Below are 22965 nucleotides of genomic sequence, written 5' to 3'. Positions count from 1 at the left end.
GGTTGAGGCTGCGTCGGGCCCGACGAAGTGCAGCCAGTCTAGGGGCGATGCCCGGCCGGATTAAGGTGCCGGCGGTGCAGGGATATTTCGCTCAGGGTTGATAATCGCTACCCATGGCGGCGGGCAGGTGCTCGGCCAGGTAGTCGACGAAGGCTCGCACCCGTGGCAGCAAATGGCGGCTGCTGGGGTAGACGGCGTAGACCTGGCGGGCGCTGTCCTGCTGCTCGGGGAACACCCGCAGCAGGCGCCCGTCGGCCAATGGGCCATCGGCCAGGAAGGAGGGCAGCCAGCCGATGCCCAGTCCGGCGATCAGCAGCTCGCGCAGCATCAGGCTGTTGTTGACCGTCACCCTTGGGGCCTGCTCCGGCGCAGCGCCGGCTTGCTGGCTGAGGCTGTAGTGCAGTTGCGCATGCCCGCTCAGATCGTCGGGGCCGGCAGGCTGCCCGTGCCGTTGCAGATAGCCGGGAGCGGCGCACAGAACCTGGCGCAGCGAGCCCAGGCGTTTGGCGACCAGCGAAGAATCGGCCAGCCCCGGTGCGAGACGGATCGAAACATCGAAGCCCTGGCTGACCGCCTCGACCAGGCGATCCTCCATCACCAGGTCCAGCTCCACTCCGGGATGTGCTTCGAGAAACCCGGCCAGCACCGGCGCCAGGGTGCTCAAGGCGAAGGACAGCGGCGCATTGACCCGCAGCTTGCCGCTGATGCGCTGCGCTGCCTGGTGCACCGAGCGCTCCAGCTGGTCGAGCTGGTCGAGCAGCTCGCAGCAGCGTTCGTAATAGGCCTGACCGCTGGCGGTCAGGCTCTGGCGGCGGGTGGTGCGTTGCAGCAGCACGGTGCCGAGGTGGTCTTCCAGCGTGCGCAGTTGCTTGCTCAGGCCGGCGGCGGAAAGATCGAGGTCTTCCGCCGCCTTGCCCAGGCCGCCCAGTTCGACGATGCGCCGAAAGGAGCGCATCAGGGTGAAGGTGTCCATGCTCGCCGTCCCTGGTGTAAGGACGGCTATTTGATCAGATCCGGAAGCGCGCGACGACCTGGTTGAGGTCTTCGGCCAGCCGCGACAGCTCGTTGCTCGACGCGCTGATCTGGTTGGCGCCCTGGGTCGACTCGCTGGACAGGTCGCGGATATTGACGATGTTGCGGTCCACCTCGCGGGCCACCTGGGCCTGCTCTTCGGCGGCGCTGGCGATCACCAGGTTGCGGTCGGAAATCTGGCTGACCGAGTCGGTGATCTGCACCAGCGAGTCGCCGGCACCACGGGCCATTTCCAGGGTGGACTCGGCGCGCTCGCAACTGCCCAGCATCGACTCCAGGGCCTTGGACGAACCGCTGCGGATCGCGGTGACCATGCCGTCGATTTCCAGGGTGGATTGCTGGGTGCGGTGGGCGAGGGCGCGGACCTCGTCGGCGACCACGGCGAAACCGCGCCCGGACTCGCCGGCGCGGGCGGCCTCGATGGCGGCGTTGAGGGCCAGCAGGTTGGTCTGCTCGGCGATGGCGCGGATCACGTCGAGGACCTTGCCGATGTCCTGGGACTGGTCCACCAGGTTGCGCACCAGGCCGGCAGTGCCTTGCACATCGTGGGTCAGGGTCTGGATCGATTGCACGGTTTCCATGACCCGGGTCTGCCCGGCGCGGGCGGAGTCGCTGGTCTGGGTGGAGGCGTCGCAGGTGGAGGCGGCGTTGCGCGCCACTTCTTCCACCGCCGAAGTCATCTCGTTGACGGCAGTGGCGGCCTGTTCGATCTCGGCATTCTGCTGGTGCAGGCCGCGGTAGCTGTCTTCGGTGACCGAGTTCAGCTCGGTGGCGGCGGAGGCCAGCTGGGTGGCGGAGTCGCTGATATGGCGCATGGCCGAGCGCAGGTTGCTTTGCATCTGTTGCAGGGCACGTTGCAGGCGGGTCACTTCGTCATTGCCCTCCACGTGGATCTGCTGGGTCAGGTCACCCTCGGCGACATGCTCGGCGGTACGCACGGCGCGCTCCAGCGGACGGACGATGCCGCGGGTCAGCCACAGGGCCAGGGCGATGGTGGCCAGTGCGGCGATCACCACGAAGATGATGATGATCTGCAACGAGCGGTCGTACTGGGCTTCGGCGGCCTTGCCTTCGGCATCGATCTGCTTGGCGTACAGATCGCTGAAGTCGGCCAGGGCCTTGCCCGAGTTGTCCACCACCTGCTTCATGTCCACCAGCAACAGCTTGTTCAGGCCGGCGAGGTCTTTCTGCCGGGCCAGTTCGAAGGAGCGGTCGAGGCCGTTGCGGTATTCCGCCAGGCTGCTGCGGAAGGCCTGCGCCAGGGTCTTTTCCTCAGGGGTGTCGATAAAGGCGTCGAGCACCGCCAGCTTGCTGTCCAGGTCCTTCAGGCGCACGTCCATCTGGCCCTGGTAGGTGGCGGTGTTGGCCGGGTCCGGGTCGAGGGCCATGCGCAGGGAGATGGTGCGGATGCGCAGCATGATCTCGCGGGTATCGCTGATCACCCGCAGGCTCGGCACCCAGTTGGTCTCGACCGCCACTTCGCTTTGGCGGATGGCCTGCATCTGCACCACGGCGAAGCCGCCAAGCAGGGCGACCAGCAGGGAAATAAGGGTGAAGCCCAGGCCGGCACGGCGGGCGATGGTCAGGTGGCGCAGGTTCATGGGCAGCGGTCCTTTTAAGGGCAGTTCTTATAGTTGTACGATAACGATGCCCGTCTATCGGCAAAGCCGCGGCCTTCTTGAGTGCGGCGGGGGTTGGAGAGGGCATTTTTTGCCCGGAAAAGGGGATGAACGGTCGATTGTGATCGGACGACTGGCTGATTTACCCCGATCAAGGGGCTAGTCATCGTACAACTTGTACGATAACCTACATCCACTTCGAAGCATTTACCTTCATCACCCAAGCGCCACAGGATGCCTACAACAATGACTCCACAAGAACTGCGCACCGTCCTCTCCCATGGCTTGCTGTCTTTCCCTGTCACCGACTTCAATGCCCAGGGCGACTTCCATCAGGCCGGTTACATCAAACGCCTGGAATGGCTCGCCCCGTACGGCGCCACCGCCCTGTTCGCTGCTGGCGGCACCGGTGAATTCTTCTCGCTGGCTGCCAGCGAATACAGCCAGGTGATCAAGACTGCGGTCGACACCTGCGAACGTACCGTGCCGATTCTCGCTGGTGTTGGTGGCTCGACCCGCCAGGCCATCGAATACGCACAGGAAGCCGAGCGCCTGGGCGCCAAGGGCCTGCTGCTGCTGCCGCACTACCTGACCGAAGCCAGCCAGGACGGCGTTGCCGCCCACGTCGAAGCCGTGTGCAAATCGGTGAAGATCGGTGTGGTGGTCTACAACCGCAACGTCTGCCGCCTGAACGCCGTGCAGCTGGAGCGTCTGGCCGAGCGTTGCCCGAACCTGATCGGTTACAAGGACGGCCTGGGCGACATCGAACTGATGGTGTCCATCCGTCGCCGCCTGGGCGATCGCTTCAGCTACCTGGGCGGTCTGCCGACCGCCGAGGTTTATGCTGCTGCCTACAAGGCCCTGGGCGTGCCGGTCTACTCGTCCGCCGTGTTCAACTTCGTGCCGAAGACCGCGATGGACTTCTACAACGCCATCGCCCGTGACGACCACGCCACCGTTGGCAAGCTGATCGACGATTTCTTCCTGCCGTACCTGGAACTGCGCAACCGCAAGGCCGGCTACGCCGTCAGCATCGTCAAGGCCGGCGCCAAGATCGCTGGCTATGACGCAGGCCCGGTGCGTACCCCGCTGACCGACCTGACCCCTGAAGAAGTCGAGATGCTCGCTGCACTGATGGACAAGATGGGTCCGCAATAAGCCTGACCCCGCGGCCTGCCAAAAGCCGCACACCGGAGCGGGAACACCCCGCTCCGGCTTACAATTCAAGAGCCCGCACAAGAATAATTAGTGGGAGTAACTTCCGATGCATGCGACTAAAAAGACGCGCGTCCGCTACCTGATCCTGTTCATGCTGTTCCTGGTGACCACGATCAACTACGCCGACCGTGCAACCATCTCCATTGCTGGCTCGAGCCTGCAGAAGGACCTCGGCATCGATGCTGTCACCCTCGGTTATATCTTCTCGGCGTTCGGCTGGGCCTATGTGCTCGGACAGATTCCTGGCGGTTGGCTGCTCGACCGTTTCGGCTCCAAGAAGGTCTACGCCTTCAGTATCTTCACCTGGTCGCTGTTCACCGTGCTGCAAGGCTTCGTCGGCTACATGCCGGTAGCCAACGCGATCATCGCCCTGTTCATGCTGCGCTTCCTGGTGGGCTTCGCCGAAGCTCCGTCGTTCCCGGGTAACGCACGTATCGTCGCCGCCTGGTTCCCGACCGCCGAACGCGGTACCGCCTCGGCGATCTTCAACTCCGCGCAATACTTCGCCACCGTGCTGTTCGCTCCGCTGATGGGCTGGATCGTCCACGCCTGGGGCTGGGAGCACGTGTTCATCGTCATGGGTGCCATGGGTATCGTCTTCGCCGGGATCTGGCTGAAGGTCGTCTACAACCCCAAGGAACACCCGATGATCGGTGCCCAGGAACTGGAGCACATCGAGAAGAACGGTGGCCTGGTCGACATGGACAAGCCCAAGGCGGCTGGCGCCAGCGGTCCGAAGTGGGGCTACATCAAGCAGTTGCTGTCCAGCCGCATGATGCTCGGCGTCTACCTCGGCCAGTACTGCATCAACGCCATCACCTACTTCTTCCTCACCTGGTTCCCGGTGTACCTGGTGCAGGAGCGCGGCATGTCGATCCTCAAGGCGGGCATCATCGCCTCCTTGCCGGCCATCTGCGGCTTCGTCGGTGGCGTGCTGGGCGGGGTGATCTCCGATCATCTGCTGCGTCGCGGCAACTCCCTGACCTTCGCCCGCAAGGCGCCGATCGTCATCGGCCTGCTGCTCTCGACCTCCATGGTCATCTGCAACTACGTGGATGCCGAGTGGATGGTGGTCGGTATCATGGCCCTGGCGTTCTTCGGCAAAGGCCTCGGCGCGCTGGGCTGGGCGGTGGTCTCGGACACCTCGCCGAAGCAGATCGCCGGCCTGTCGGGCGGTATGTTCAACACCTTCGGCAACATCGCTTCGATCACCACGCCGATCATCATCGGCTACATCATCAGCGCCACCGGCTCGTTCAAATGGGCCCTGGTGTACGTGGGCGCCAACGCCCTGGTGGCGGTGTTCAGCTACCTGGTGATCGTCGGCCCGATCAAGCGTATCGAGCTGCGCGATGTCCCGAAGGATGAAGCAGCAACGACGCCATCGGGCAAACTGGCCGAGTCGTCGAACTAAGAAAGTCACGCAGCGCCCGGCCTTATGGCCGGGCGTTCGCGGATGAACAAAGCCTGGGAAATAACAAGAAGGGCACCATCATGCAGTTGATCGAAACTTCCGACTCGCCTCGCTATGTACGCCTGCACGACGACGATAACGTCGTGGTGGTGGTCAATGACGGCGGTCTGGGCGAGGGTGCCCGCTTCGCCGATGGCCTGACCCTGGTCGAAGGCGTACCGCAGAGCCACAAAGTGGCGGTAGTGACCATCGCCAAGGGCGAGCCCGTGCGCCGCTATGGACAGATCATCGGCTACGCCCTGGAAGACCTGGTCCAGGGCAGTTGGGTCAAGGAAACCCAGCTGGCCATGCCGGCCGCGCCGGAGCTGGACAGCCTGCCACGCTGCGATGCGGTGCCGGAGGCCCTGCCGCCGCTGGACGGCTTCACCTTCGAGGGTTATCGCAACGCCGACGGCACCGTCGGTACGCGCAATATCCTCGGCATCACTACCACCGTGCAGTGCGTGACCGGCGTGCTCGATCATGCGGTCAAGCGCATTCGCGACGAACTGCTGCCCAAGTATCCCAACGTCGACGACGTGGTTGCCCTGACCCACAGCTATGGCTGCGGCGTGGCGATCAACGCCCGTGACGCCTATATCCCGATCCGCACCGTGCGCAACCTGGCGCGCAACCCCAACCTCGGCGGTGAAGCGCTGGTGATCAGCCTGGGTTGCGAGAAGCTCCAGGCCGGCCAGGTGATGCACGACAACGACCCGTCGGTGGACCTCAGCGAGCCTTGGCTGTACCGCCTGCAGGACGCCAGCCTCGGTTTCGTGGAAATGATCGAGCAGATCATGGCCCTGGCCGAAGCGCGCCTGATCAAGCTGAACCAGCGCCAGCGCGAAACGGTGCCGGCCAGCGAGCTGATCCTCGGCATGCAGTGCGGCGGTAGCGATGCCTTCTCCGGCATCACCGCCAACCCGGCCCTGGGCTATGCCGCCGACCTGCTGGTGCGTGCCGGGGCCACCGTGCTGTTCTCGGAAGTCACCGAGGTGCGCGATGCCATCTACATGCTCACTTCCCGCGCCGAAACCCCGGAAGTCGCCGACGCGCTGGTGCGCGAGATGGACTGGTACGACCGCTACCTGCAAAGCGGCGAAGCCGACCGCAGTGCCAACACCACGCCGGGCAACAAGAAGGGCGGGCTGTCGAACATCGTCGAGAAGTCCCTCGGTTCCATCGTCAAGTCCGGCAGCGGCGCCATCCAGGGCGTGGTCGGGCCTGGCGAGCGGGTCAACCGCAAGGGCCTGATCTTCTGCGCCACGCCGGCCAGCGACTTCGTCTGCGGCACCCTGCAACTGGCGGCCGGGATGAACCTGCACGTGTTCACCACCGGTCGCGGCACGCCGTATGGCCTGGCCATGGCCCCGGTGGTCAAGGTCTGCACCCGTACCGAACTGGCCCAGCGCTGGCCCGACCTGATCGATATCGACGCCGGGCGCATCGCTACCGGCCGTTCGAGCATCGAAGAGCTGGGCTGGGAGCTGTTCCACTACTACCTGGATGTCGCCAGCGGCCGCAAGCAGACCTGGGCCGAGCAGCACAAGCTGCACAACGACATCACCCTGTTCAACCCAGCCCCGATCACCTGACTCAAGAGCACCTCAAGTCCCTGTGGGAGCTGGCTTGCCAGCGATTGCCATGTTCCAGGCAATACAGCTCCCACTGACTCACCCTTTGTCCACAGGAGCCCCGAAATGCCAGAGATCCTCGGCCACAACTTCATCGCCGGCCAGCGCAGCGCCGCCGGCTCGCAACGTCTGCAAAGCCTCGACGCCACTACCGGCGAAGCCCTGCCTTACAGCTTTGCCCAGGCCACCGAAAGCGAAGTCGACCAGGCTGCCCAGGCTGCCGCAGCCGCCTTCGCCGAATTCCGCCAACTGTCCCCGGCCCGTCGTGCCGAATTCCTCGAGGCCATCGCCGCCGAGCTGGATGAACTGGACGACGCCTTCGTCGCCATCGTCTGCCGCGAAACCGCATTGCCGGCTGCCCGTATCCAGGGTGAGCGCGGTCGTACCAGCGGGCAGATGCGCCTGTTCGCCCAGGTCCTGCGTCGTGGTGACTTCCTCGGTGCGCGCATCGACCTGGCCCTGCCAGAGCGTCAACCGCTGCCGCGCGTGGACATCCGCCAAATGCGCATCGGCGTCGGTCCGGTCGCAGTATTCGGCGCAAGCAACTTCCCGCTGGCCTTCTCCACCGCCGGTGGCGATACCGCTGCGGCCCTGGCTGCCGGCTGCCCGGTCGTGTTCAAGGCCCACAGCGGCCACATGGCCACCGCCGACCTGGTTGGCTGCGCCATCCAGCGTGCCGCCGAGCGCACCGGTATGCCGAAGGGCGTGTTCAACATGGTCTTCGGTGGCGGCGTCGGCGAGTGGCTGGTCAAGCACCCGGCGATCCAGGCGGTCGGCTTCACCGGCTCGCTGAAAGGTGGCGACGCCCTGTGCCGCATGGCCGCAGAGCGTCCGCAGCCAATCCCGGTGTTCGCCGAGATGTCGAGCATCAACCCGGTGATCATCCTGCCGGGCGCGCTGGCCAAGCGTGGCGAAGCCATTGCCCGTGAACTGGCGGGTTCGGTGGTCATGGGCTGCGGTCAGTTCTGCACCAACCCGGGCCTGGTGATCGGCCTGCAATCGCCTGAATTCAGCAAACTGCTCAGCGAACTGGGCGGGCACCTGGACCAGCAGGCCGGGCAGACCATGCTCAATGCCGGCGGCCTGCGCAGCTATGTCGGCGGCCTGGAGCATCTGCAGGCGCATGCGGGCATCAAGCATCTCGCCGGCCAGCCGCAGGAAGGCAGCCAGGCGCGTGCCCAACTGTTCAAGGCCGACGCCAGCCTGCTGGTGGAATCCGATCCGCTGCTGCAGGAAGAAGTCTTCGGTCCGACCACCGTTGCTGTCGAAGTGGCCGGCAACGAGCAACTGCGCAGCGCGCTGCTGGGCCTGCGCGGCCAACTGACCGCCACCCTGATCGGCGAGGCGGAAGATTTCGAAGCCTACGCCTGGCTGGTGCCACTGCTGGAAGAGAAGGTCGGTCGTATCCTGATCAACGGCTACCCGACCGGCGTGGAAGTCTGCGACGCCATGGTTCACGGCGGTCCGTACCCGGCGACCTCCGATGCCCGTGGTACTTCAGTGGGCACCTTGGCCATCGACCGCTTCCTGCGTCCGGTGTGCTACCAGAACTACCCGCAGTCACTGCTGCCGGAAGCCCTGCGTGATGGCAACCCGCTGGGGCTGCGTCGCCTGGTCAATGGCCAGTGGAATGACGGCGTGATCGCCTGATCATCCCGCTGCAATGAAAAGGCCCCGCGATTGCGGGGCCTTTTAATTTCAGGCGCTCTGGTTCTGCTGCTGTTCGGCATCTTCATGGGCCTGGCGCAGCCGCTCGCGGCTATTGCTCAGGTGCATGCGCATGGCCATTTTCGCGCCTTCGCTGTCGCGGCGGGCGATGGCCTCGTAGATCGCCTCATGCTCGTGGCTGAGCCGACTCATGTAGTGAGGCTGGTCATCATGGGCCAGGCGCGCCGAGTTCAGCCGCGTGCGCGGGATGATGCTGGTGCCCAGGTGATTGATGATGTCGGCGAAGTAGTGATTGCCGCTGGCCTGGGCGATCTGCAGATGGAACTGGAAATCCGCGGACACGGCATCGGAGGCATGGGACACGCCTTCATTCAGCTCGTCCAGGGCCGCGCGCATCCCGGTGAGGGCCTCGTCACTGCGCCGTTGCGCGGCCAGGCCGGCCGACTCGACTTCCAGGGCGATACGCAGCTCCAGCACCGACAGCACCTCGCGCAGGGTCACGATGGTGGCCGGATCGATGCGGAAGCTGCCGCCGGCGGGCTGGTCGAGCACGAACGTGCCGATGCCGTGGCGGGTTTCCACCTGGCCGGAGGCCTGCAAGCGGGAGATGGCTTCTCGTACCACCGTCCGGCTCACGCCTTCCTCGGCCATGATCTGCGACTCGGTGGGAAGCTTGTCGCCGCGCTTCAATTGCCCGCTGCGAATCCGCTCGGTCAGCACCGCGACCAGTTCCTGGGCCAGGCTACGCGGCTTGCGCCGGCCTCGCACCTGTACCTGCTGCTCTGTCATGCCTATGTCATTCATGTTGAAAAATAACCGTCATCATAGCTGATGGAGTTGTACGATCACATGGGCGGAGTGGGGAAAAGGGTAAAGAAAAAGGATGGGATGAGGGAGGCTTGAATGCATCAATAGAGAAGCCTATATTTTGCCTATGCTTAACATATGCTGGAGGTGCCACCCATGCGCACGGTCTCTATTTTTAAAAACGGCAAGAACCAGGCCGTTCGATTGCCTGCCGACATGGCTTACGAGGGCGTCGGAGAGCTCGAGATTTCACGCGAAGGTGATGTAATCACACTGCGTCCTGTCCGGCCATCCTGGGGTTCTTTTTCCGAGTTGCCGAAAGCTGACGAGGACTTTCTGCAAGAGCGTGTCTCAGTGGTCGGTGATGAAGGCAGGTTCAACCAGTGACCACCTACATGCTCGACACCTGCATCTGCTCATTCATCATGCGCGAGCATCCGGAAGCGGTGATCAAGCGTCTGGTTGCAGAGGTCATACGGGGAAACCGTATTGTTGTATCCGCCATCACATATGCAGAAATGCGCTATGGGCAGATCGGCAAGAAGGCCTCGCCCAAGCACAAGATGCTGGTCGACGAATTTATAAAGCGGCTGGATGCGGTGCTGCCGTGGGATCAGCGGGCGGTCGATGCGACCGTTCAAGTGATGGAGACCTTGACTCGCGCAGGGACGCCTATTGGCCCTAATGACACCGCCATTGCGGGGCATGCAATCGCCATCGGCTGCACCCTTGTGACAAACAATGTGCGCGAATTTGGCCGTGTGCATAACCTTGTCTACGAGGAATGGGTTTGAGACCTCGCCATTGGGCTTCCGCAGTACTTGGGGTCGGTAGTCGCCTTCATACGCAAACCACGCATGAACACGGTCGAAAAGATGTCTTGATCTTTGTGTTTACCGGCCTTGCCGCTCTTCGTTGCTTTCAGTTTGCTCATTTCTAGATCACATCTGAATTGAGCAGGTCATGCACCCGACACTACTGCATCTGATTGGTCGGTAGGATTGGTCTGGCTTTTCTTATACGCATAAAAAAGCCGCGCATTCGCGCGGCTTCGTCGTATCTGGTGGGCCCACACGGACTCGAACCGTGGACCAAAGGATTATGAGTCCTCTGCTCTAACCAACTGAGCTATAGGCCCCAGTGGTCGCGGATTATATCGAGGGATTCCAGGCAGTGCCATCCGAAAGATCGGAAAGTACTATGCGCAGGAACGACTCGGCGAAGGCGTTGGCCGGCAACGGCAGGCTGACGATGTAGCCCTGGATCTGTTCGCAGCCCTCCCGGGTGAGGAATTGCTGCTGCGCCTGGGTTTCCACGCCCTCGGCAATCACCGTGAGCTGCAGGCTGCGGCCGAGGGCGATGATGGCGCGGGCGATGGCGGCGTCGTTGGGGTCGTCAGGCAGGCCGCGGATGAAGGATTGGTCGATCTTGAGGATGTCCAGCGGCAGGCGCTTGAGGTAACTCAGGGACGAGTAGCCGGTGCCGAAGTCGTCGATCGCCAGTTGCACACCCAGACGCTTGAGCTGATGCAGGATGGCCAGGCCTTCCTCGGCCTGGCTCATGATGAAGTTTTCGGTAATTTCCAGTTGCAACTCGCCTGCCTTGAGCTGGTAGCTCTTGAGCAGTTGTTCGATGCGCCGTACCAGTCCCGGCTGGCGCAACTGGGCGCCGGCGAGGTTGACCGAGAGCGGGCCGAAGGCCTGGTACTGGCGCTTCCAGGCCTGCATCTGCCGACAGGCGTGCTCCAGCACCCAGTCACCGAGTTGCAGGATCATGCCGTTCTCTTCCGCCAGCGGAATGAAGCGCTCGGGCGGGACGTCGCCAAAGGTCGGGTTGGTCCAGCGGATCAGCGCTTCGGCACCGACCAGACGCTGGGTCTTGAGGCTCAGCTTGGGCTGGAAGTACAGGCTCAGTTCGTTGCGCTCGATGGCCCGGCGCAGTTCGTGTTCGAGGGCGATGCGTTCGCTGGCCTGGGCCGTGAGGTCGCGGGTGTAGGCTTCGACCCGGTTGCGTCCCTTGGCCTTGGAGCGGTACATGGCCGCGTCGGCGTTGCGGATCAGCGAGGCGACGTCGGTGCCGTCCTGCGGATAGAGGCTGATGCCGATGCTGGCACTGGAAAAGAACTCGTGGTCGCCAGCCTGGAACGGTGCGTTGAAGCAGGCCAGCACCTTTTGCGCGATATGCTCGGCGTCGCTGGCCTGGTGCAGGCCGGGTAGGAGGATGATGAATTCGTCGCCACCCAGGCGGGCCACGGTGTCGATATCGCGGACCTGTTCCTTCAGGCGGTGGGCGATGGCCTTGAGCAGCAGGTCGCCGACCGGATGGCCGAGACTGTCGTTGATGTGCTTGAAGCGGTCCAGGTCGAGGAACAGCACCGCACCCTGGCGGCTCGATGCCTGTGGACAACTCAGCGCGGCCAGCAGGCGGTTTTCGAACAGGGTGCGATTGGGCAGGCCGGTGAGCGGGTCATGGTGGGCCTGATAGTCGAGCTTGGCCTGGGCGTGCTTGAGGCTGGAGATATCGGCGAACACCGCGACGAAATGGGTGGTGCCCAGCTCGGGATTGCGCACGGCGCTGATGGTCAGCCAGGCAGGGTAGAGCTCCCCGTTCTTGCGCCGGTTGAGAATCTCTCCTTGCCAATGGCCATCTGCGCTGAGCTGGTGCCACATGGCCGCATAGAACGCGCTGTCATGCTGGCCGGAGGCGAGCAGGCGCGGTGTGCGACCGAGGGTTTCACCTTCGCTGTAGCCGGTGATTTCGCTGAAGGCGCGGTTGACCGCGCTGATGCGCTGGTCGGTATCGGTGATCAGCACGCCTTCGGCGGTGTTTTCGAAGACAGTCGCGGCCAGTTGCAGCTTTTCCTGCATCTGGTGGCGGTCGGTGATGTCGCGGGCGATGGTCAGCATGCAATCGGTGCCGCCGATAGGCAGGGGGCGGGACGACAGTTCGCAGAGCCGGACCTCGCCATCGGAACGGCGCAGGTTGCAGCTGTAGTCACGCACGAAACCGTCCTTTTTCAGCAGCTCGAGCATCTCCCGGCGTTCGTTGAGGTCGACCCAGATGCCCAGGTCGATAGCCGTGCGGTCGAGGGATGTCTGCATGTCGAACCCGGTCAGGCGGCAGAAGCCTTCATTCACCTCCAGCAGCATGCCGTCGCTCTGCCGCGACAGCAACATGCCGTCTGGAGAGGCGTGGAAGGCCTTGGCGAATTTCTCTTCGGAAATCTGCAACTGTTCCTGGGTTTCCTTGAGCTGGCTGATATCGCGTACCGCCACCACCAGTGCCGGCGTGCTCTCCAGGTCGAAGGATTCCGCCGAGATCAGCCCGGTGAACAACTGGCCATTGCTGCGCCGGAAGGTCATTTCCAGATTGCGCACGCTACCCCGTTGCAGGCGCTGCAGCAGGCTCGGGCCGATGCCCTCGACGCCCCAGATATTCAGTTCGGTAGCGGTGCGGCCGACGACCTGGGCAGGGGTGAGGCCGATCTGCTCCTCGAAGGTTTCGTTGATTTCCAGCAGGCAGCCGTCGCTGAGGCGGGCGATCACCAGGATGTCCGGGCATTGATGGAACACCGAGGCGAACTTCTGTTCCGACAGGCGCAGGGCCTGCTCGGTGTGCTTGGCTTCGCTGATATCGATCATCAGGCCGCGCATCACCGGTTTGTGGCCATGTTCGATAAGACTGACGATGTCGCGGATCCACAGGGTCCGGCCGTCTGCACGGATCACCCGGTAATCCAGGCTGTGATCGCGGCCGGCGGCGCTTTCTGCGTCGCAGTAGGCCTGGGCCCACAGCGCGTCCTCGGGGTGCAGGATCGAGCGCCAGAAGCCGGGGGTGAGCCAGTCGCTCAGCGGATAGCCGAGCAGGTCCTCGGCGTGGGGCGAGACGTAGTTGTAGGTGAAGTCGTTGGCATCGGCTTCCCAGGCAATCGCCGACAGGCTCTCGACCAGCCCGCGATAGTGGTACTCGCTGCTGCGCAGTTCCTGCTCGAGGGCGATGCGTCGGGAAATTTCCGAGCTGAGGCGGCGATTGACGCGAATCACCGCCGCCAGGATCGCGACCAGGAACAGCACTCCCGGCAGACCGTAGAGCAGCAGGTCACGCCACAGCGGACGTTGCTCGAGCACTTTGCCGACCCAGCGCTCCTGGATGCCGGCAACTTCTTCGGGCGTCATGTCTGCCAGCACCTTGTCGAGGATGCCGACCAGGATCTTGTTCTCCCGCGGCGTGCCCATGGCCAGTTGATAGCGATAAGGCGTTTCGCCGCTGACGTAGAGGCCTTCCAGCTTGAGTTCGCGCAGGGCCCAGACGCTGGAGGCAAGGTCGCCGACCACCGCATCGACCTCATCGGTGGCCAGCGCTTGCAAGGCTGAACTGACATTGGGCATGGCCACCAGATTGAGATCCGGGTAGTGGGCGCGCAGCAGTTCATGGGGTGCGTAGTTTTCCACCACGGCGATCTTCAGGCCGTACAGGTCCTTGAGTGCGTTGGGGTGCGGCCCGCCTTCGTGGGCAAGGATGACGATGGGGAAATCCAGGTAGGGGCGGGTGAACGACAGGTAATCCTGGCGTTCGGGCGTCGACATGATCCCGGGCATCAGGTCGATCTGTCCGTTGCGGGACTGTTCGAGGACCTGAGTCCAGTTCGCCGGCGCGCCCAGGGTGAAGTTGATCCCCAGGCGCTCGCGGATCACGGCGATGTAGTCGGCGGCCAGTCCCTGGTAGCGGCCTTCCTGGTCCCGGTATTCGAAGGGTAGCCACGAAGCGTCAATGCCGAGGCGCAGGCTGGGATGGGCATCGAGCCAGGCCTGCTCTTCATCGGTCAGGGTCAAGGCGCCGGCCGCAGTGCTCCAGAGGGCCAGGAGCGACAGCAGAAGGGCCGGCAATCTCGGCATAGCGGCCTCGTCGAACGAATGGATAGATTCGAGTGTAGACGGGCATTTTGCCTTCAGTACGCGGACGACGGACCGCTGTTCGTCGCCCAAAAGAAAAACCCCGGCGGTGGCCGGGGTTCGTCTTGTTACTCGTCGAGGAAGGAGCGCAGATGCTCGCTTCGCGTCGGGTGACGCAGCTTGCGCAGCGCCTTGGCTTCGATCTGACGGATCCGCTCGCGGGTCACGTCGAACTGCTTGCCGACTTCTTCGAGGGTGTGATCGGTGTTCATGTCGATACCGAAACGCATGCGCAGCACCTTGGCTTCGCGTGCGGTCAGGCCCGAGAGCACGTCACGGGTGGCTTCCTTGAGGCTTTCGACAGTGGCCACATCGATTGGCGACTGCATGGTCGAGTCCTCGATGAAGTCGCCCAGATGCGAGTCTTCATCGTCACCGATCGGGGTTTCCATGGAGATCGGCTCTTTGGCGATCTTCAGTACCTTGCGGATCTTGTCCTCAGGCATTTCCATGCGCTCACCCAGCTCTTCCGGGGTCGGTTCGCGACCCATTTCCTGGAGCATCTGCCGGGAAATACGGTTGAGCTTGTTGATCGTCTCGATCATGTGCACCGGGATACGGATGGTGCGTGCCTGGTCGGCGATCGAACGGGTGATCGCCTGGCGAATCCACCAGGTGGCGTAGGTCGAGAACTTGTAGCCGCGACGGTATTCGAACTTGTCCACCGCCTTCATCAGGCCGATGTTGCCTTCCTGGATCAGGTCGAGGAATTGCAGGCCGCGGTTGGTGTACTTCTTGGCGATCGAGATCACCAGACGCAGGTTGGCCTCGACCATTTCCTTCTTGGCACGACGAGCCTTGGCTTCACCGATCGACATGCGACGGTTGATGTCCTTGATCTCGGCGATGGTCAGGCCGGTCTCGGCCTCGAGGTCGACCAGCTTCTGCTGGCAACGCACGATGTCGGCGTCCAGGCGGCCCAGGGCTTCGGCCCATTTGGTGCTGCGCTTGGAGAGGTCGCCGCTCCAGGTCATGTCGACTTCGTTGCTCGGGAACAGACGCAGGAAGTCGGCACGCGGCATGCGGGCGTCACGGACGCACAGCTGCATGATCGCGCGTTCCTGGGCACGCAGGCGGTCCAGGGCACCACGAACGCGCTCGACCAGCACTTCGAATTGCTTCGGTACCAGCTTGATCGGCATGAACAGCTCGGCCAGGGCCAGCAGCTCGGCAACGCCTTGCTTGCTGCCGCGACCATGCTTCTTGAGGATCTTGACGGTGGCTTCCAGCTGCTCGGCAACGGCGCCGAAACGCTGGCGGGCGACTTCAGGATCGGGACCGCTCTCGGTCTCTTCCTCTTCGTCGCTGTTCTCGTCCTTTTCCTCGTCCTCGTCGTCGCTCTCTTCGGCCGCAGCGGCCTTGTCGACGGGAGGTGGCATCTCGGACGGCGCCGCGATGCTGTCGTCAGGATCGATATAGCCGCTGAGGACGTCCGACAGACGGCCGCCTTCCGCGGTGACGCGATCGTATTCGCCGAGGATGTATTCGACGGTGCCGGGGAAGTGGGCGATAGCGCTCATCACTTCACGGATACCTTCCTCGATCCGCTTGGCGATTTCGATTTCGCCTTCACGGGTCAGGAGTTCGACGGTACCCATTTCGCGCATGTACATGCGCACCGGGTCGGTGGTGCGACCGATGTCGGTTTCCACAGCCGCCAGCGCAGCAGCGGCTTCTTCGGCCGCGGCTTCGTCGGTGTCGGCTTCGGCCAACAAAAGGGCATCCGCATCCGGAGCACTCTCGAATACGTTGATCCCCATGTCGTTGATCATGCGGATGATGTCTTCCACCTGTTCCGGATCTGAAATATCCTCCGGCAGGTGGTCGTTGACCTCCGCGTAAGTCAGGTAGCCCTGCTCACGACCGCGGGTGATCAACTCTTTGATGCGAGACTGCTGTTGCGCTTTTCCGGACATAACACCCTATCCACTGAAGGTCTTGGCGGGCAAAAAACAAGCCGAGGATTATACCCGAGCATGGACCTCACGCGCCAGTTGAGGTCGGGGTTTGTGCGGGAACATTGCGACTCAGGAGGTCGCGCAGCTGATTTTTTTCCTCTGCGCTCAATTCGCTTTGACGTGCTTTCCGGAGCAGATGTTCCAGGCTGCGCTCGCGTTGGCGAGCGGACAAGCTAGTTATAGTGTCGAAAAACTGTTGTTCAAGGTTGTCGGCATCGATCAACCATTCCTTTTCCGCCAGTGCCCGCAGCAGGCGCCCTTGTTCGGTGCCGTGCCAGCGCGCGATCAGCTGTAGTGAGCGTAGCTCAGGATTCTTTTGCAGCGCTTCCAGCAGTGCCACCAGCAACTGCGCGTAGACGTGTTCTTCGTCGGCAATGTGGCTGGCGTCCTCGACCTTGCGCGCCAGCGCCGGGTGGTGGAGCAGGGTGCGCAGGGCGCTGAGCGTCGGCGGCTCGACCGAGGTCGGCGTGCGCGGCGGATGATTCTGTTGCTGGCCGTTGCGGTCCCAGGGCTTGCCCTTCCCGCCCTTCTTGTCCCACGGCTTGCCGTCCCATTTCTTCTTCTGCCCGCCGCCCTGGTTGGGTGTCCACTGTTGTTGTGGCTGCGCCTGGAAATGCTCGGCGTGGTGGAAGTCGCTGTAGTCCGGGCTGTAGTCGGGGATAGCATCGTAGTCGATGCCCGGGTCATAGGCCGGCGGCGGGGTTTCCCGCGGCGCGCTCTGCGCAAGCTGCTCGACCTGCTGGTTGTCCAGGCCGGTGATTTCCTTCAGGCGATTGCGCATCAGCGCACGCAAATTGGCGCCTGGTACCTTGTCGATCAGCGGCGCGGCAAGGGTGGCCATATGGGCCTTGCCCTCGAGCGAGCGCGGGTCGGCTTCCTCGGTCAGCTGCTGGAAGAAATAATCGGCCAGCGGCTGCGCATGCTGGTTGATCCGGGCGCGGAAGGCGTCGGTGCCTTCGGCGCGGACCAGGGTGTCCGGGTCTTCACCTTCGGGCAGGAACAGGAAGCGCGCCTTGCGCCCGTCCTGCAGGCTCGACAGCGTGGCTTCCAGCGCGCGCCAGGCGGCGTTGCGGCCGGCCTGGTCGCCGTCGAAGCAGAACAGCACGCTGGGCACTACGCGGAACAGGCGCTTGAGGTGCTCCTCGCTGGTCGCCGTGCCCAGGGTCGCCACCGCGTTGCGCAGGCCTTGCTGGGCCAGGGCGATGACGTCCATGTAGCCTTCGACGACGATGATTTCGTCGAGGTTGCGGTTGAACTTGCGCGCCTCGTACAGCCCGTACAGCTCCTGGCCCTTGTGGAACACCGGGGTTTCCGGGGAGTTGAGGTACTTGGGCTTGTCGTCGCCCAGTACCCGCCCACCAAAGGCGATGACCCGGCCGCGGCTGTCGCGGATCGGGAACATCACCCGGTCGCGGAAGCGGTCGTAGCGTTTGCCGCTCTCGGCGTTCTCGATCAGCAGGCCGGCGTCGATCATGGCTTTCTGCTGCAGGTTGTCGCTGCTCAGGTGCTTGAACAGGTTGTCCCAGCCCGGCGGGGCGAAGCCGAGGCCGAAGTCGCGGGCGATCTCGCCGGACAGGCCGCGGCCCTTGAGATATTCCACCGCAGCCTTGCGGGTCGGGTGGCTCTTCAGGGCCTGGCGATAGAACTCGGCAGCGGCGGTGAGCAGCGGGTAGAGCGGTGAATCCACCGGCTGGCGTGGCTTGTGTCCGCGCCCGCTTTCTTCCCGGGGGATTTCCATGCCGGCGGCTTTCGCCAGTTCCTCGACCGCCTGGGGAAAGTCCAGGTTGTCGTGGTCCATGATGAAGCCGAGGGCGTTGCCGCCAGCGCCGCAACCGAAGCAGTAGTAGAACTGCTTGTCCGGGCTGACGCTGAACGACGGGGTCTTTTCCTTGTGGAACGGGCAGCAGGCGGTGAGGTTCTTGCCGGCCTTTTTCAGTTGCACGCGCGAACTCACCACGTCGACGATGTCGGTGCGGTTGAGAAGGTCGTCAATGAAACTCTGGGGAATCAGCCCGGCCATGGCTCTCTCGTCATCAGGCGATAATCAAGTCTATCGCTAATGCTGCGGGAACGACGGTGCATTCGAAACCAGGTCGAATGGCAGACGCAAGAAAACGGAAAAGAAGATGTGCTCGTCGATAACCCGTGAGGGCCCGTCAGTGTGACGTGCACGGCTGGCGATAAAGCCAGTTCTGACGATTGGGGCAGGCTGCCCGGCCTGGGAACCAGTCTGGGCGTCTCCGGCGATACGACAGGTGTCGTGGCTGGAGTGAACAGCTCAATCAACTGCCGGCAGCCCGGCTTTGGGCCGGGCGAGGCAGAAGCTTGCGACGAACGTCTGTATTAGTACAGACGAACGGCGCGGCGCTGTTCGCGCTGAACTTTCTTGGCGTGACGCTTAACAGCAGCAGCTGCTTTGCGCTTACGCTCGGAAGTCGGCTTCTCGTAAAATTCGCGGCTACGAACTTCAGCCAGTACACCGGCTTTTTCGCAGGAGCGCTTGAAACGACGCAGAGCTACGTCGAAGGGTTCGTTCTCTTTAACTTTGACGGCTGGCATCCAGAGCTACCTTCATTCATTACCGGGGTCAACGAACTCGTGGCAGAAAATGTGCACTGGAGTACGTCGGTTTTTAAGGGTTGCGGATGTTAACCCTTACCCAGCCGGAATGCAAAGCCTCTGATCGAAAACCGCTGGTCGGCATGGGGAGCGAGGACTATCATGCGCGCCTTCGAATTCAGCCTCAACAAGGCAAGAACCCATGCTAGTACTGGGATTGGAAACATCCTGCGATGAAACCGGCGTCGCCCTCTACGACAGCGAGCGCGGCCTGCTGGCCGACGCGCTGTTCAGCCAGATCGACCTGCACCGCGTCTACGGCGGCGTAGTGCCGGAGCTCGCCTCCCGCGATCACGTCAAGCGCATGCTGCCGCTGATCCGCCAGGTCCTGACCGAGGCCGACTGCGTCGCCACCGATATCGATGCCATCGCCTACACCGCCGGTCCCGGCCTGGTCGGGGCGCTGCTGGTCGGGGCGTCCTGCGCCCAGGCCCTGGCCTTTGCCTGGGGCATCCCGGCGCTGGGCGTGCATCATATGGAAGGTCACCTGCTGGCGCCAATGCTCGAGGAGCAGCCACCGGAGTTTCCGTTCGTCGCCTTGCTGGTTTCCGGTGGTCACACGCAACTGGTTCGCGTCGATGGCATCGGGCGCTACGAGCTGCTCGGCGAGTCGCTGGACGACGCCGCCGGCGAAGCCTTCGACAAGACCGCCAAGCTGATCGGCCTGAATTACCCCGGCGGTCCGGAAATTGCCCGCCTGGCCACCCAGGGTGTGCCGGGCCGCTTCGTCTTCCCGCGGCCGATGACCGATCGCCCGGGCCTGGATTTCAGCTTCAGCGGCCTGAAAACCTTCGCCCTGAACACCTGGCAGCAGTGCCAAAGGGCTGGGGACGACGGCGAACAGACTCGTTGCGACATCTCGCTGGCCTTCCAGCAGGCAGTCGTGGAGACTCTCACCATCAAGTGCCGCCGTGCCCTCAAGCAGACCGGTCTGAACCGTCTGGTGATCGCCGGTGGCGTGAGTGCGAACAAGGCGTTACGGGTTTCGCTGGAGGAAATGACCGCCGGGCTCAAGGGCAATGTCTTCTACGCCCGTCCGCAATTCTGCACCGACAACGGCGCGATGATCGCCTACGCCGGTTGCCAGCGGCTTGCCGCCGGCCAGCAGGAAACCCTGGCGATCAGCGTGCAGGCACGCTGGCCGATGGAAACCTTGCAGGCGATCTAGAAATGTCGCTCGCGTCCGGCGAACAGATCGCGCAGGTTGCCGCGGTGACGCCAGACGATGAGCAGGGTCAGCAGGGCCATGGGCACCAGGGCTTCCGGCTCGCGCCAGGCCAGCAATGGCAGGGTCAGGGGCGTGGCGATCAGTGCCGCCAGCGAGCTGGTGCGGGTGAGGTAGAAGGTCAGCAGCCAACTGATGACGGCGAGCAGAGCGGCCGGCGGATACAGGCCGAGCAGCACGCCGGCGGCAGTGGCGACGCCCTTGCCGCCGCGGAAGCGGAAGTACAGCGGAAACAGATGGCCGAGTACCGCGCACAGGCCGATCCAAGCCTGTTGTTGCTGGTCCAGACCAGCCAGTTGGGCGAGCAGTACCGGCATCAGGCCCTTGCACAGGTCGCCGAGCAGGGTCAGGATCGCCAGTTTCCGCCCCGCCAGGCGCAGCATATTGGTGGCGCCGGCATTGCCCGAGCCGCTCATGCGCGGGTCTGGGCTGCCGTTCAGGCGGCTGAGGACGATGGCGAAGGACAGAGAGCCGAGCAGGTAGGCGAACATCGCCAGTAACCAAAACATGCTAACTATTCCGGGCAAGGACGCCCCTGATTCTAACGGCGCAAGGCGCCCTTGTCGTGCTGTGGAGAGAAGTGCTTGGACAGAGTGTTCATCGAAGGGCTGGAAGTCGACACCGTGATCGGCGCCTACGACTGGGAGCGTGGCATTCGCCAGTGCCTGCGTCTGGACCTGCGGTTTGCCTGGGACAATCGCCCGGCAGCGGCGGGTGACGACCTGACCCTGGCGCTGGACTATGCCAGCGTGTCCGCGCGTATCCAGGCCTTTGCCGAGCAGGCGCAGTTCCAGTTGGTGGAAACCTTCGCCGAACGCCTGGCGCAGGTGCTGATGGAGGAATTCAATATTCCCTGGCTGAGCCTGAAGCTGACCAAGCCTGGCGCGGTGCCTGCGGCTACCGGTGGCGTCGGCGTGGAGATCGAGCGCGGATGCCTCTGACACGGGTTTACCTGGGCCTCGGCAGCAATGTCGAGCGTGAGCGGCACCTGACTGCCGGCCTCGATGCGCTGGCCGGCTTCCTCCAGCAGATGGAGTGCTCGCCGGTCTTCGAGAGCCAGGCGGTGGGGATCAAGAGCGGTCCGTTCTTCAATCTGGTGGTTACCGGCCTGACCGACCTGCCGCTGATCGAACTGGATCGCCGACTGAAGTTCATCGAAGCCGACAACGGCCGCTATGCCCCGGAGCGCAAGGGGTTGCCGCTGGATATCGACGTGCTGATGTACGGCGACCTGCATGGCAACTTCGACGGGCTGGTCCTGCCTCGCGCCGAAATCCTCAAGAATGCCTTCGTGCTCTGGCCGCTGTCGTTGATCGCGCCGCAGTTGCTGCATCCGGGCGCGGGCAAGACCATGGCGCAGTTGTGGGATGAGGCGCAGATCGATCAGGTGCTGGCTGCAGTGCCTTTTCTCTGGCATGAGCGGCAACTGACAAATTCCAATACCTGAGGCCTCATCGCAGGCGCCGCGGACCCTGTGGGAGCTGGCTTGCCAGCGATGAGGCCGTCAAGGCCAGCACAAGTCAGCCTGCAGCGCTTTCCTTGTAGGCCTTCAGCGCATTCAGGCGAGCCTTTTTCAGCGCCTCGCCCAGCGCCTGCCCGGTGTAGCCCTGTTCAACCAGCGGCTGCACCGCCACCTTCCTCGCCGCCTCCGCCGCGCCGCGCAGGTAATCCGCCTGCGGATACTGGCGATCTTCCAGCCCCAGCCGCCCCCGGGCATCCATCTCGCACGCCACGATGAATTCCTCGAAGCGCTGCGGCCGTCGGTACACGTCGAAGCGTTGCAGCAGCTCCAGCAGGGTCGAGGGCTTCAATTCCAGCGCCCGGTGTCCATGGGTGTGGTATTCGCCCACCAGCAACGCCAGCTCCTGGCATTCACGCGGGACCTTGAAGCGTTTGTTGACCTTGTCGATCAGCTTCAGCCCGCGATGCTCATGGGCGATGTGCCGTGGCCACTCGGCTTCAGGCGTGGTGCCCTTGCCCAGGTCATGCAGCAGGCAGGCCCAGCGCACCGTCAGCGGCTGCGCATGCTTCGCCGACTGTTCCAGGACGGCCAGCGTATGGGCGCCGGTATCGATTTCCGGATGATGGGCCGGTGGCTGCGGAACCCCGAACAGGGCGTCCACTTCCGGCATCAGCTGTTGCAGCGCGCCACAATCGCGCAGGACCTGGATGAACACCTGCGGGTGATCTTCCATCAGCGCCCGGGAAATTTCCTTCCAGCTACGCTCCGGCGTCAGGGCCTGAAGTTCGCCTGAATCGCTGAGCTGGCGCATCAGTTCGAGGGTTTCAGGGGCGACGCTGAAGCCCAACCCGGCAAAGCGCGCGGCAAAGCGGGCGACCCGCAGCACGCGCAGGGGATCTTCGGCGAATGCCGGGGAAACGTGGCGCAACAGGCGGTTATCCAGGTCCTGTTTGCCATGATAAGGATCGGTCAGATTGCCATGATCGTCCTCGGCCATGGCATTGATGGTCAGGTCCCGGCGGATCAGGTCCTCTTCGAGGGTGACCTCGGGGCTGGCGTGGAAGGTGAAGCCGCCGTAGCCGACGCCGCTTTTGCGTTCGGTGCGGGCCAGGGCGTACTCCTCGCCGCTGTCCGGGTGCAGGAATACCGGGAAATCCGTGCCTACCGGGCGATACCCCAGGGCCAGCATCTGCTGCGCAGTGGCACCGACCACCACCCAGTCGTTATCGGTGACCGGCCTGCCGAGCAGGCGGTCGCGCACGGCGCCGCCGACTTTGTAGATCTGCATTAAAAACCTCCGTAGATGCCCCACAGGATA

Annotated in this window: 17 protein-coding genes, 1 tRNA gene and 2 pseudogenes; 9 read left to right on the top strand and 11 right to left on the bottom strand. The window is 63.5% G+C overall.

What is annotated here, in order from left to right:
* Positions 1-91 precede the first annotated feature (91 nt).
* The 3 genes and pseudogenes from AC2CQI_RS18075 to AC2CQI_RS18065 form a co-directional block, all read right to left on the bottom strand.
* Positions 92-973, bottom strand: coding sequence for a LysR family transcriptional regulator (locus tag AC2CQI_RS18075; RefSeq protein ID WP_484577467.1), 882 nt, complete (start codon positions 971-973; stop codon positions 92-94).
* Between the two features lie 34 nt (positions 974-1007).
* Positions 1008-1604: pseudogene (locus tag AC2CQI_RS18070) on the bottom strand (methyl-accepting chemotaxis protein); the annotation flags it as partial.
* Positions 1605-1913: 309 nt separating this feature from the next.
* A pseudogene (locus AC2CQI_RS18065) lies at positions 1914-2633 on the bottom strand (MCP four helix bundle domain-containing protein); the annotation flags it as partial.
* 264 nt (positions 2634-2897) lie between these two features.
* On the opposite strand from AC2CQI_RS18065, the gene kdgD reads away from it, so the two are divergent.
* From kdgD to AC2CQI_RS18045, 4 genes are all read left to right on the top strand, one after another.
* Positions 2898-3809, top strand: coding sequence for a 5-dehydro-4-deoxyglucarate dehydratase (gene kdgD, locus AC2CQI_RS18060; protein WP_075801620.1), 912 nt, complete (start codon positions 2898-2900; stop codon positions 3807-3809).
* Positions 3810-3915: 106 nt separating this feature from the next.
* A complete protein-coding gene (locus AC2CQI_RS18055; protein WP_484577466.1) occupies positions 3916-5283 on the top strand; it encodes an MFS transporter in 1368 nt (455 codons plus the stop codon).
* Positions 5284-5363: 80 nt separating this feature from the next.
* The gene (gene garD / locus AC2CQI_RS18050; protein ID WP_075801618.1) at positions 5364-6917 is read left to right on the top strand and encodes a galactarate dehydratase; all 1554 of its coding nucleotides are present in this window, start codon (positions 5364-5366) and stop codon (positions 6915-6917) included.
* A 105-nt stretch (positions 6918-7022) separates the two neighbouring features.
* Positions 7023-8606 carry an aldehyde dehydrogenase (NADP(+)) gene (locus AC2CQI_RS18045; protein ID WP_075801617.1) on the top strand — a complete coding sequence of 528 codons (1584 nt, stop codon included), beginning with the start codon at positions 7023-7025 and terminating at the stop codon, positions 8604-8606.
* 48 nt (positions 8607-8654) lie between these two features.
* Here the strand turns inward: AC2CQI_RS18045 and AC2CQI_RS18040 are convergent, their stop codons facing one another.
* Positions 8655-9413 (bottom strand): FadR/GntR family transcriptional regulator, encoded by a 759-nt coding sequence (locus AC2CQI_RS18040; protein ID WP_075801616.1) that lies wholly within the window; start codon positions 9411-9413, stop codon positions 8655-8657.
* Between the two features lie 174 nt (positions 9414-9587).
* Here AC2CQI_RS18040 and vapB point away from each other — a divergent pair, with 174 nt between their 5' ends.
* The gene (gene vapB, locus AC2CQI_RS18035; RefSeq protein WP_075801699.1) at positions 9588-9818 is read left to right on the top strand and encodes a type II toxin-antitoxin system VapB family antitoxin; all 231 of its coding nucleotides are present in this window, start codon (positions 9588-9590) and stop codon (positions 9816-9818) included.
* Positions 9815-10225 carry a type II toxin-antitoxin system VapC family toxin gene (locus tag AC2CQI_RS18030; RefSeq protein ID WP_484577465.1) on the top strand — a complete coding sequence of 137 codons (411 nt, stop codon included), beginning with the start codon at positions 9815-9817 and terminating at the stop codon, positions 10223-10225. The genes vapB and AC2CQI_RS18030 overlap by 4 nt, the downstream gene beginning before the upstream one ends.
* Positions 10226-10492: 267 nt before the next feature.
* On the opposite strand, the gene AC2CQI_RS18025 is transcribed toward AC2CQI_RS18030, so the two are convergent.
* From AC2CQI_RS18025 to rpsU, 5 genes are all read right to left on the bottom strand, one after another.
* Positions 10493-10569 (bottom strand) — tRNA-Ile (locus AC2CQI_RS18025).
* Between the two features lie 13 nt (positions 10570-10582).
* Positions 10583-14326, bottom strand: a complete 3744-nt coding sequence (locus tag AC2CQI_RS18020) for a bifunctional diguanylate cyclase/phosphodiesterase (protein ID WP_075801614.1) — start codon at positions 14324-14326, stop codon at positions 10583-10585.
* A 125-nt stretch (positions 14327-14451) separates the two neighbouring features.
* On the bottom strand, positions 14452-16299 hold the full coding sequence (rpoD, locus tag AC2CQI_RS18015) for an RNA polymerase sigma factor RpoD (protein ID WP_075801613.1): 1848 nt from the start codon (positions 16297-16299) through the stop codon (positions 14452-14454).
* Between the two features lie 67 nt (positions 16300-16366).
* A complete protein-coding gene (gene dnaG / locus AC2CQI_RS18010) occupies positions 16367-18361 on the bottom strand; it encodes a DNA primase (protein ID WP_075801612.1) in 1995 nt (664 codons plus the stop codon).
* Between the two features lie 323 nt (positions 18362-18684).
* The gene (gene rpsU / locus AC2CQI_RS18005; RefSeq protein ID WP_002551877.1) at positions 18685-18900 is read right to left on the bottom strand and encodes a 30S ribosomal protein S21; all 216 of its coding nucleotides are present in this window, start codon (positions 18898-18900) and stop codon (positions 18685-18687) included.
* A gap of 202 nt (positions 18901-19102) precedes the next feature.
* Between rpsU and tsaD the strand changes: the two genes are divergently transcribed.
* Positions 19103-20128, top strand: a complete 1026-nt coding sequence (gene tsaD / locus AC2CQI_RS18000) for a tRNA (adenosine(37)-N6)-threonylcarbamoyltransferase complex transferase subunit TsaD (protein WP_075801611.1) — start codon at positions 19103-19105, stop codon at positions 20126-20128.
* On the opposite strand, the gene plsY is transcribed toward tsaD, so the two are convergent.
* A complete protein-coding gene (gene plsY, locus AC2CQI_RS17995; protein WP_075801610.1) occupies positions 20125-20694 on the bottom strand; it encodes a glycerol-3-phosphate 1-O-acyltransferase PlsY in 570 nt (189 codons plus the stop codon). The two genes, tsaD and plsY, sit on opposite strands and share 4 nt — an antisense overlap.
* Positions 20695-20769: 75 nt before the next feature.
* On the opposite strand from plsY, the gene folB reads away from it, so the two are divergent.
* Together folB and folK are read left to right on the top strand one after the other, a co-directional pair.
* Positions 20770-21126, top strand: a complete 357-nt coding sequence (gene folB, locus AC2CQI_RS17990; protein WP_075801609.1) for a dihydroneopterin aldolase — start codon at positions 20770-20772, stop codon at positions 21124-21126.
* Complete coding sequence (gene folK / locus AC2CQI_RS17985; RefSeq protein WP_484577464.1) at positions 21117-21632, top strand: 2-amino-4-hydroxy-6-hydroxymethyldihydropteridine diphosphokinase; 516 nt, start codon at positions 21117-21119, stop codon at positions 21630-21632. Before folB ends, folK begins: the two co-directional genes overlap by 10 nt.
* Before the next feature lie 73 nt (positions 21633-21705).
* On the opposite strand, the gene AC2CQI_RS17980 is transcribed toward folK, so the two are convergent.
* Entirely contained in the window at positions 21706-22935 is a 1230-nt protein-coding gene (locus tag AC2CQI_RS17980; RefSeq protein WP_484577463.1) for a multifunctional CCA addition/repair protein, read from the bottom strand.
* Between the last annotated feature and the right edge of the window lie 30 nt (positions 22936-22965).

It is taken from the genome of Pseudomonas sp. P2S-1 (assembly GCF_057197725.1).
This window is presented reverse-complemented; position numbering and strand designations above follow the sequence as displayed.

Bases quoted from the DNA above. Each gene is read 5' to 3' on its own strand.
- AC2CQI_RS18075 (WP_484577467.1), bottom strand. From the start codon at position 973: ATGGACACCTTCACCCTGATGCGCTCCTTTCGGCGCATCGTCGAACTG.
- kdgD (WP_075801620.1), top strand. From the start codon at position 2,898: ATGACTCCACAAGAACTGCGCACCGTCCTCTCCCATGGCTTGCTGTCT.
- AC2CQI_RS18055 (WP_484577466.1), top strand. From the start codon at position 3,916: ATGCATGCGACTAAAAAGACGCGCGTCCGCTACCTGATCCTGTTCATG.
- garD (WP_075801618.1), top strand. From the start codon at position 5,364: ATGCAGTTGATCGAAACTTCCGACTCGCCTCGCTATGTACGCCTGCAC.
- AC2CQI_RS18045 (WP_075801617.1), top strand. From the start codon at position 7,023: ATGCCAGAGATCCTCGGCCACAACTTCATCGCCGGCCAGCGCAGCGCC.
- AC2CQI_RS18040 (WP_075801616.1), bottom strand. From the start codon at position 9,413: ATGACAGAGCAGCAGGTACAGGTGCGAGGCCGGCGCAAGCCGCGTAGC.
- vapB (WP_075801699.1), top strand. From the start codon at position 9,588: ATGCGCACGGTCTCTATTTTTAAAAACGGCAAGAACCAGGCCGTTCGA.
- AC2CQI_RS18020 (WP_075801614.1), bottom strand. From the start codon at position 14,326: ATGCCGAGATTGCCGGCCCTTCTGCTGTCGCTCCTGGCCCTCTGGAGC.
- rpoD (WP_075801613.1), bottom strand. From the start codon at position 16,299: ATGTCCGGAAAAGCGCAACAGCAGTCTCGCATCAAAGAGTTGATCACC.
- dnaG (WP_075801612.1), bottom strand. From the start codon at position 18,361: ATGGCCGGGCTGATTCCCCAGAGTTTCATTGACGACCTTCTCAACCGC.
- rpsU (WP_002551877.1), bottom strand. From the start codon at position 18,900: ATGCCAGCCGTCAAAGTTAAAGAGAACGAACCCTTCGACGTAGCTCTG.
- tsaD (WP_075801611.1), top strand. From the start codon at position 19,103: ATGCTAGTACTGGGATTGGAAACATCCTGCGATGAAACCGGCGTCGCC.
- plsY (WP_075801610.1), bottom strand. From the start codon at position 20,694: ATGTTTTGGTTACTGGCGATGTTCGCCTACCTGCTCGGCTCTCTGTCC.
- folK (WP_484577464.1), top strand. From the start codon at position 21,117: ATGCCTCTGACACGGGTTTACCTGGGCCTCGGCAGCAATGTCGAGCGT.
- AC2CQI_RS17980 (WP_484577463.1), bottom strand. From the start codon at position 22,935: ATGCAGATCTACAAAGTCGGCGGCGCCGTGCGCGACCGCCTGCTCGGC.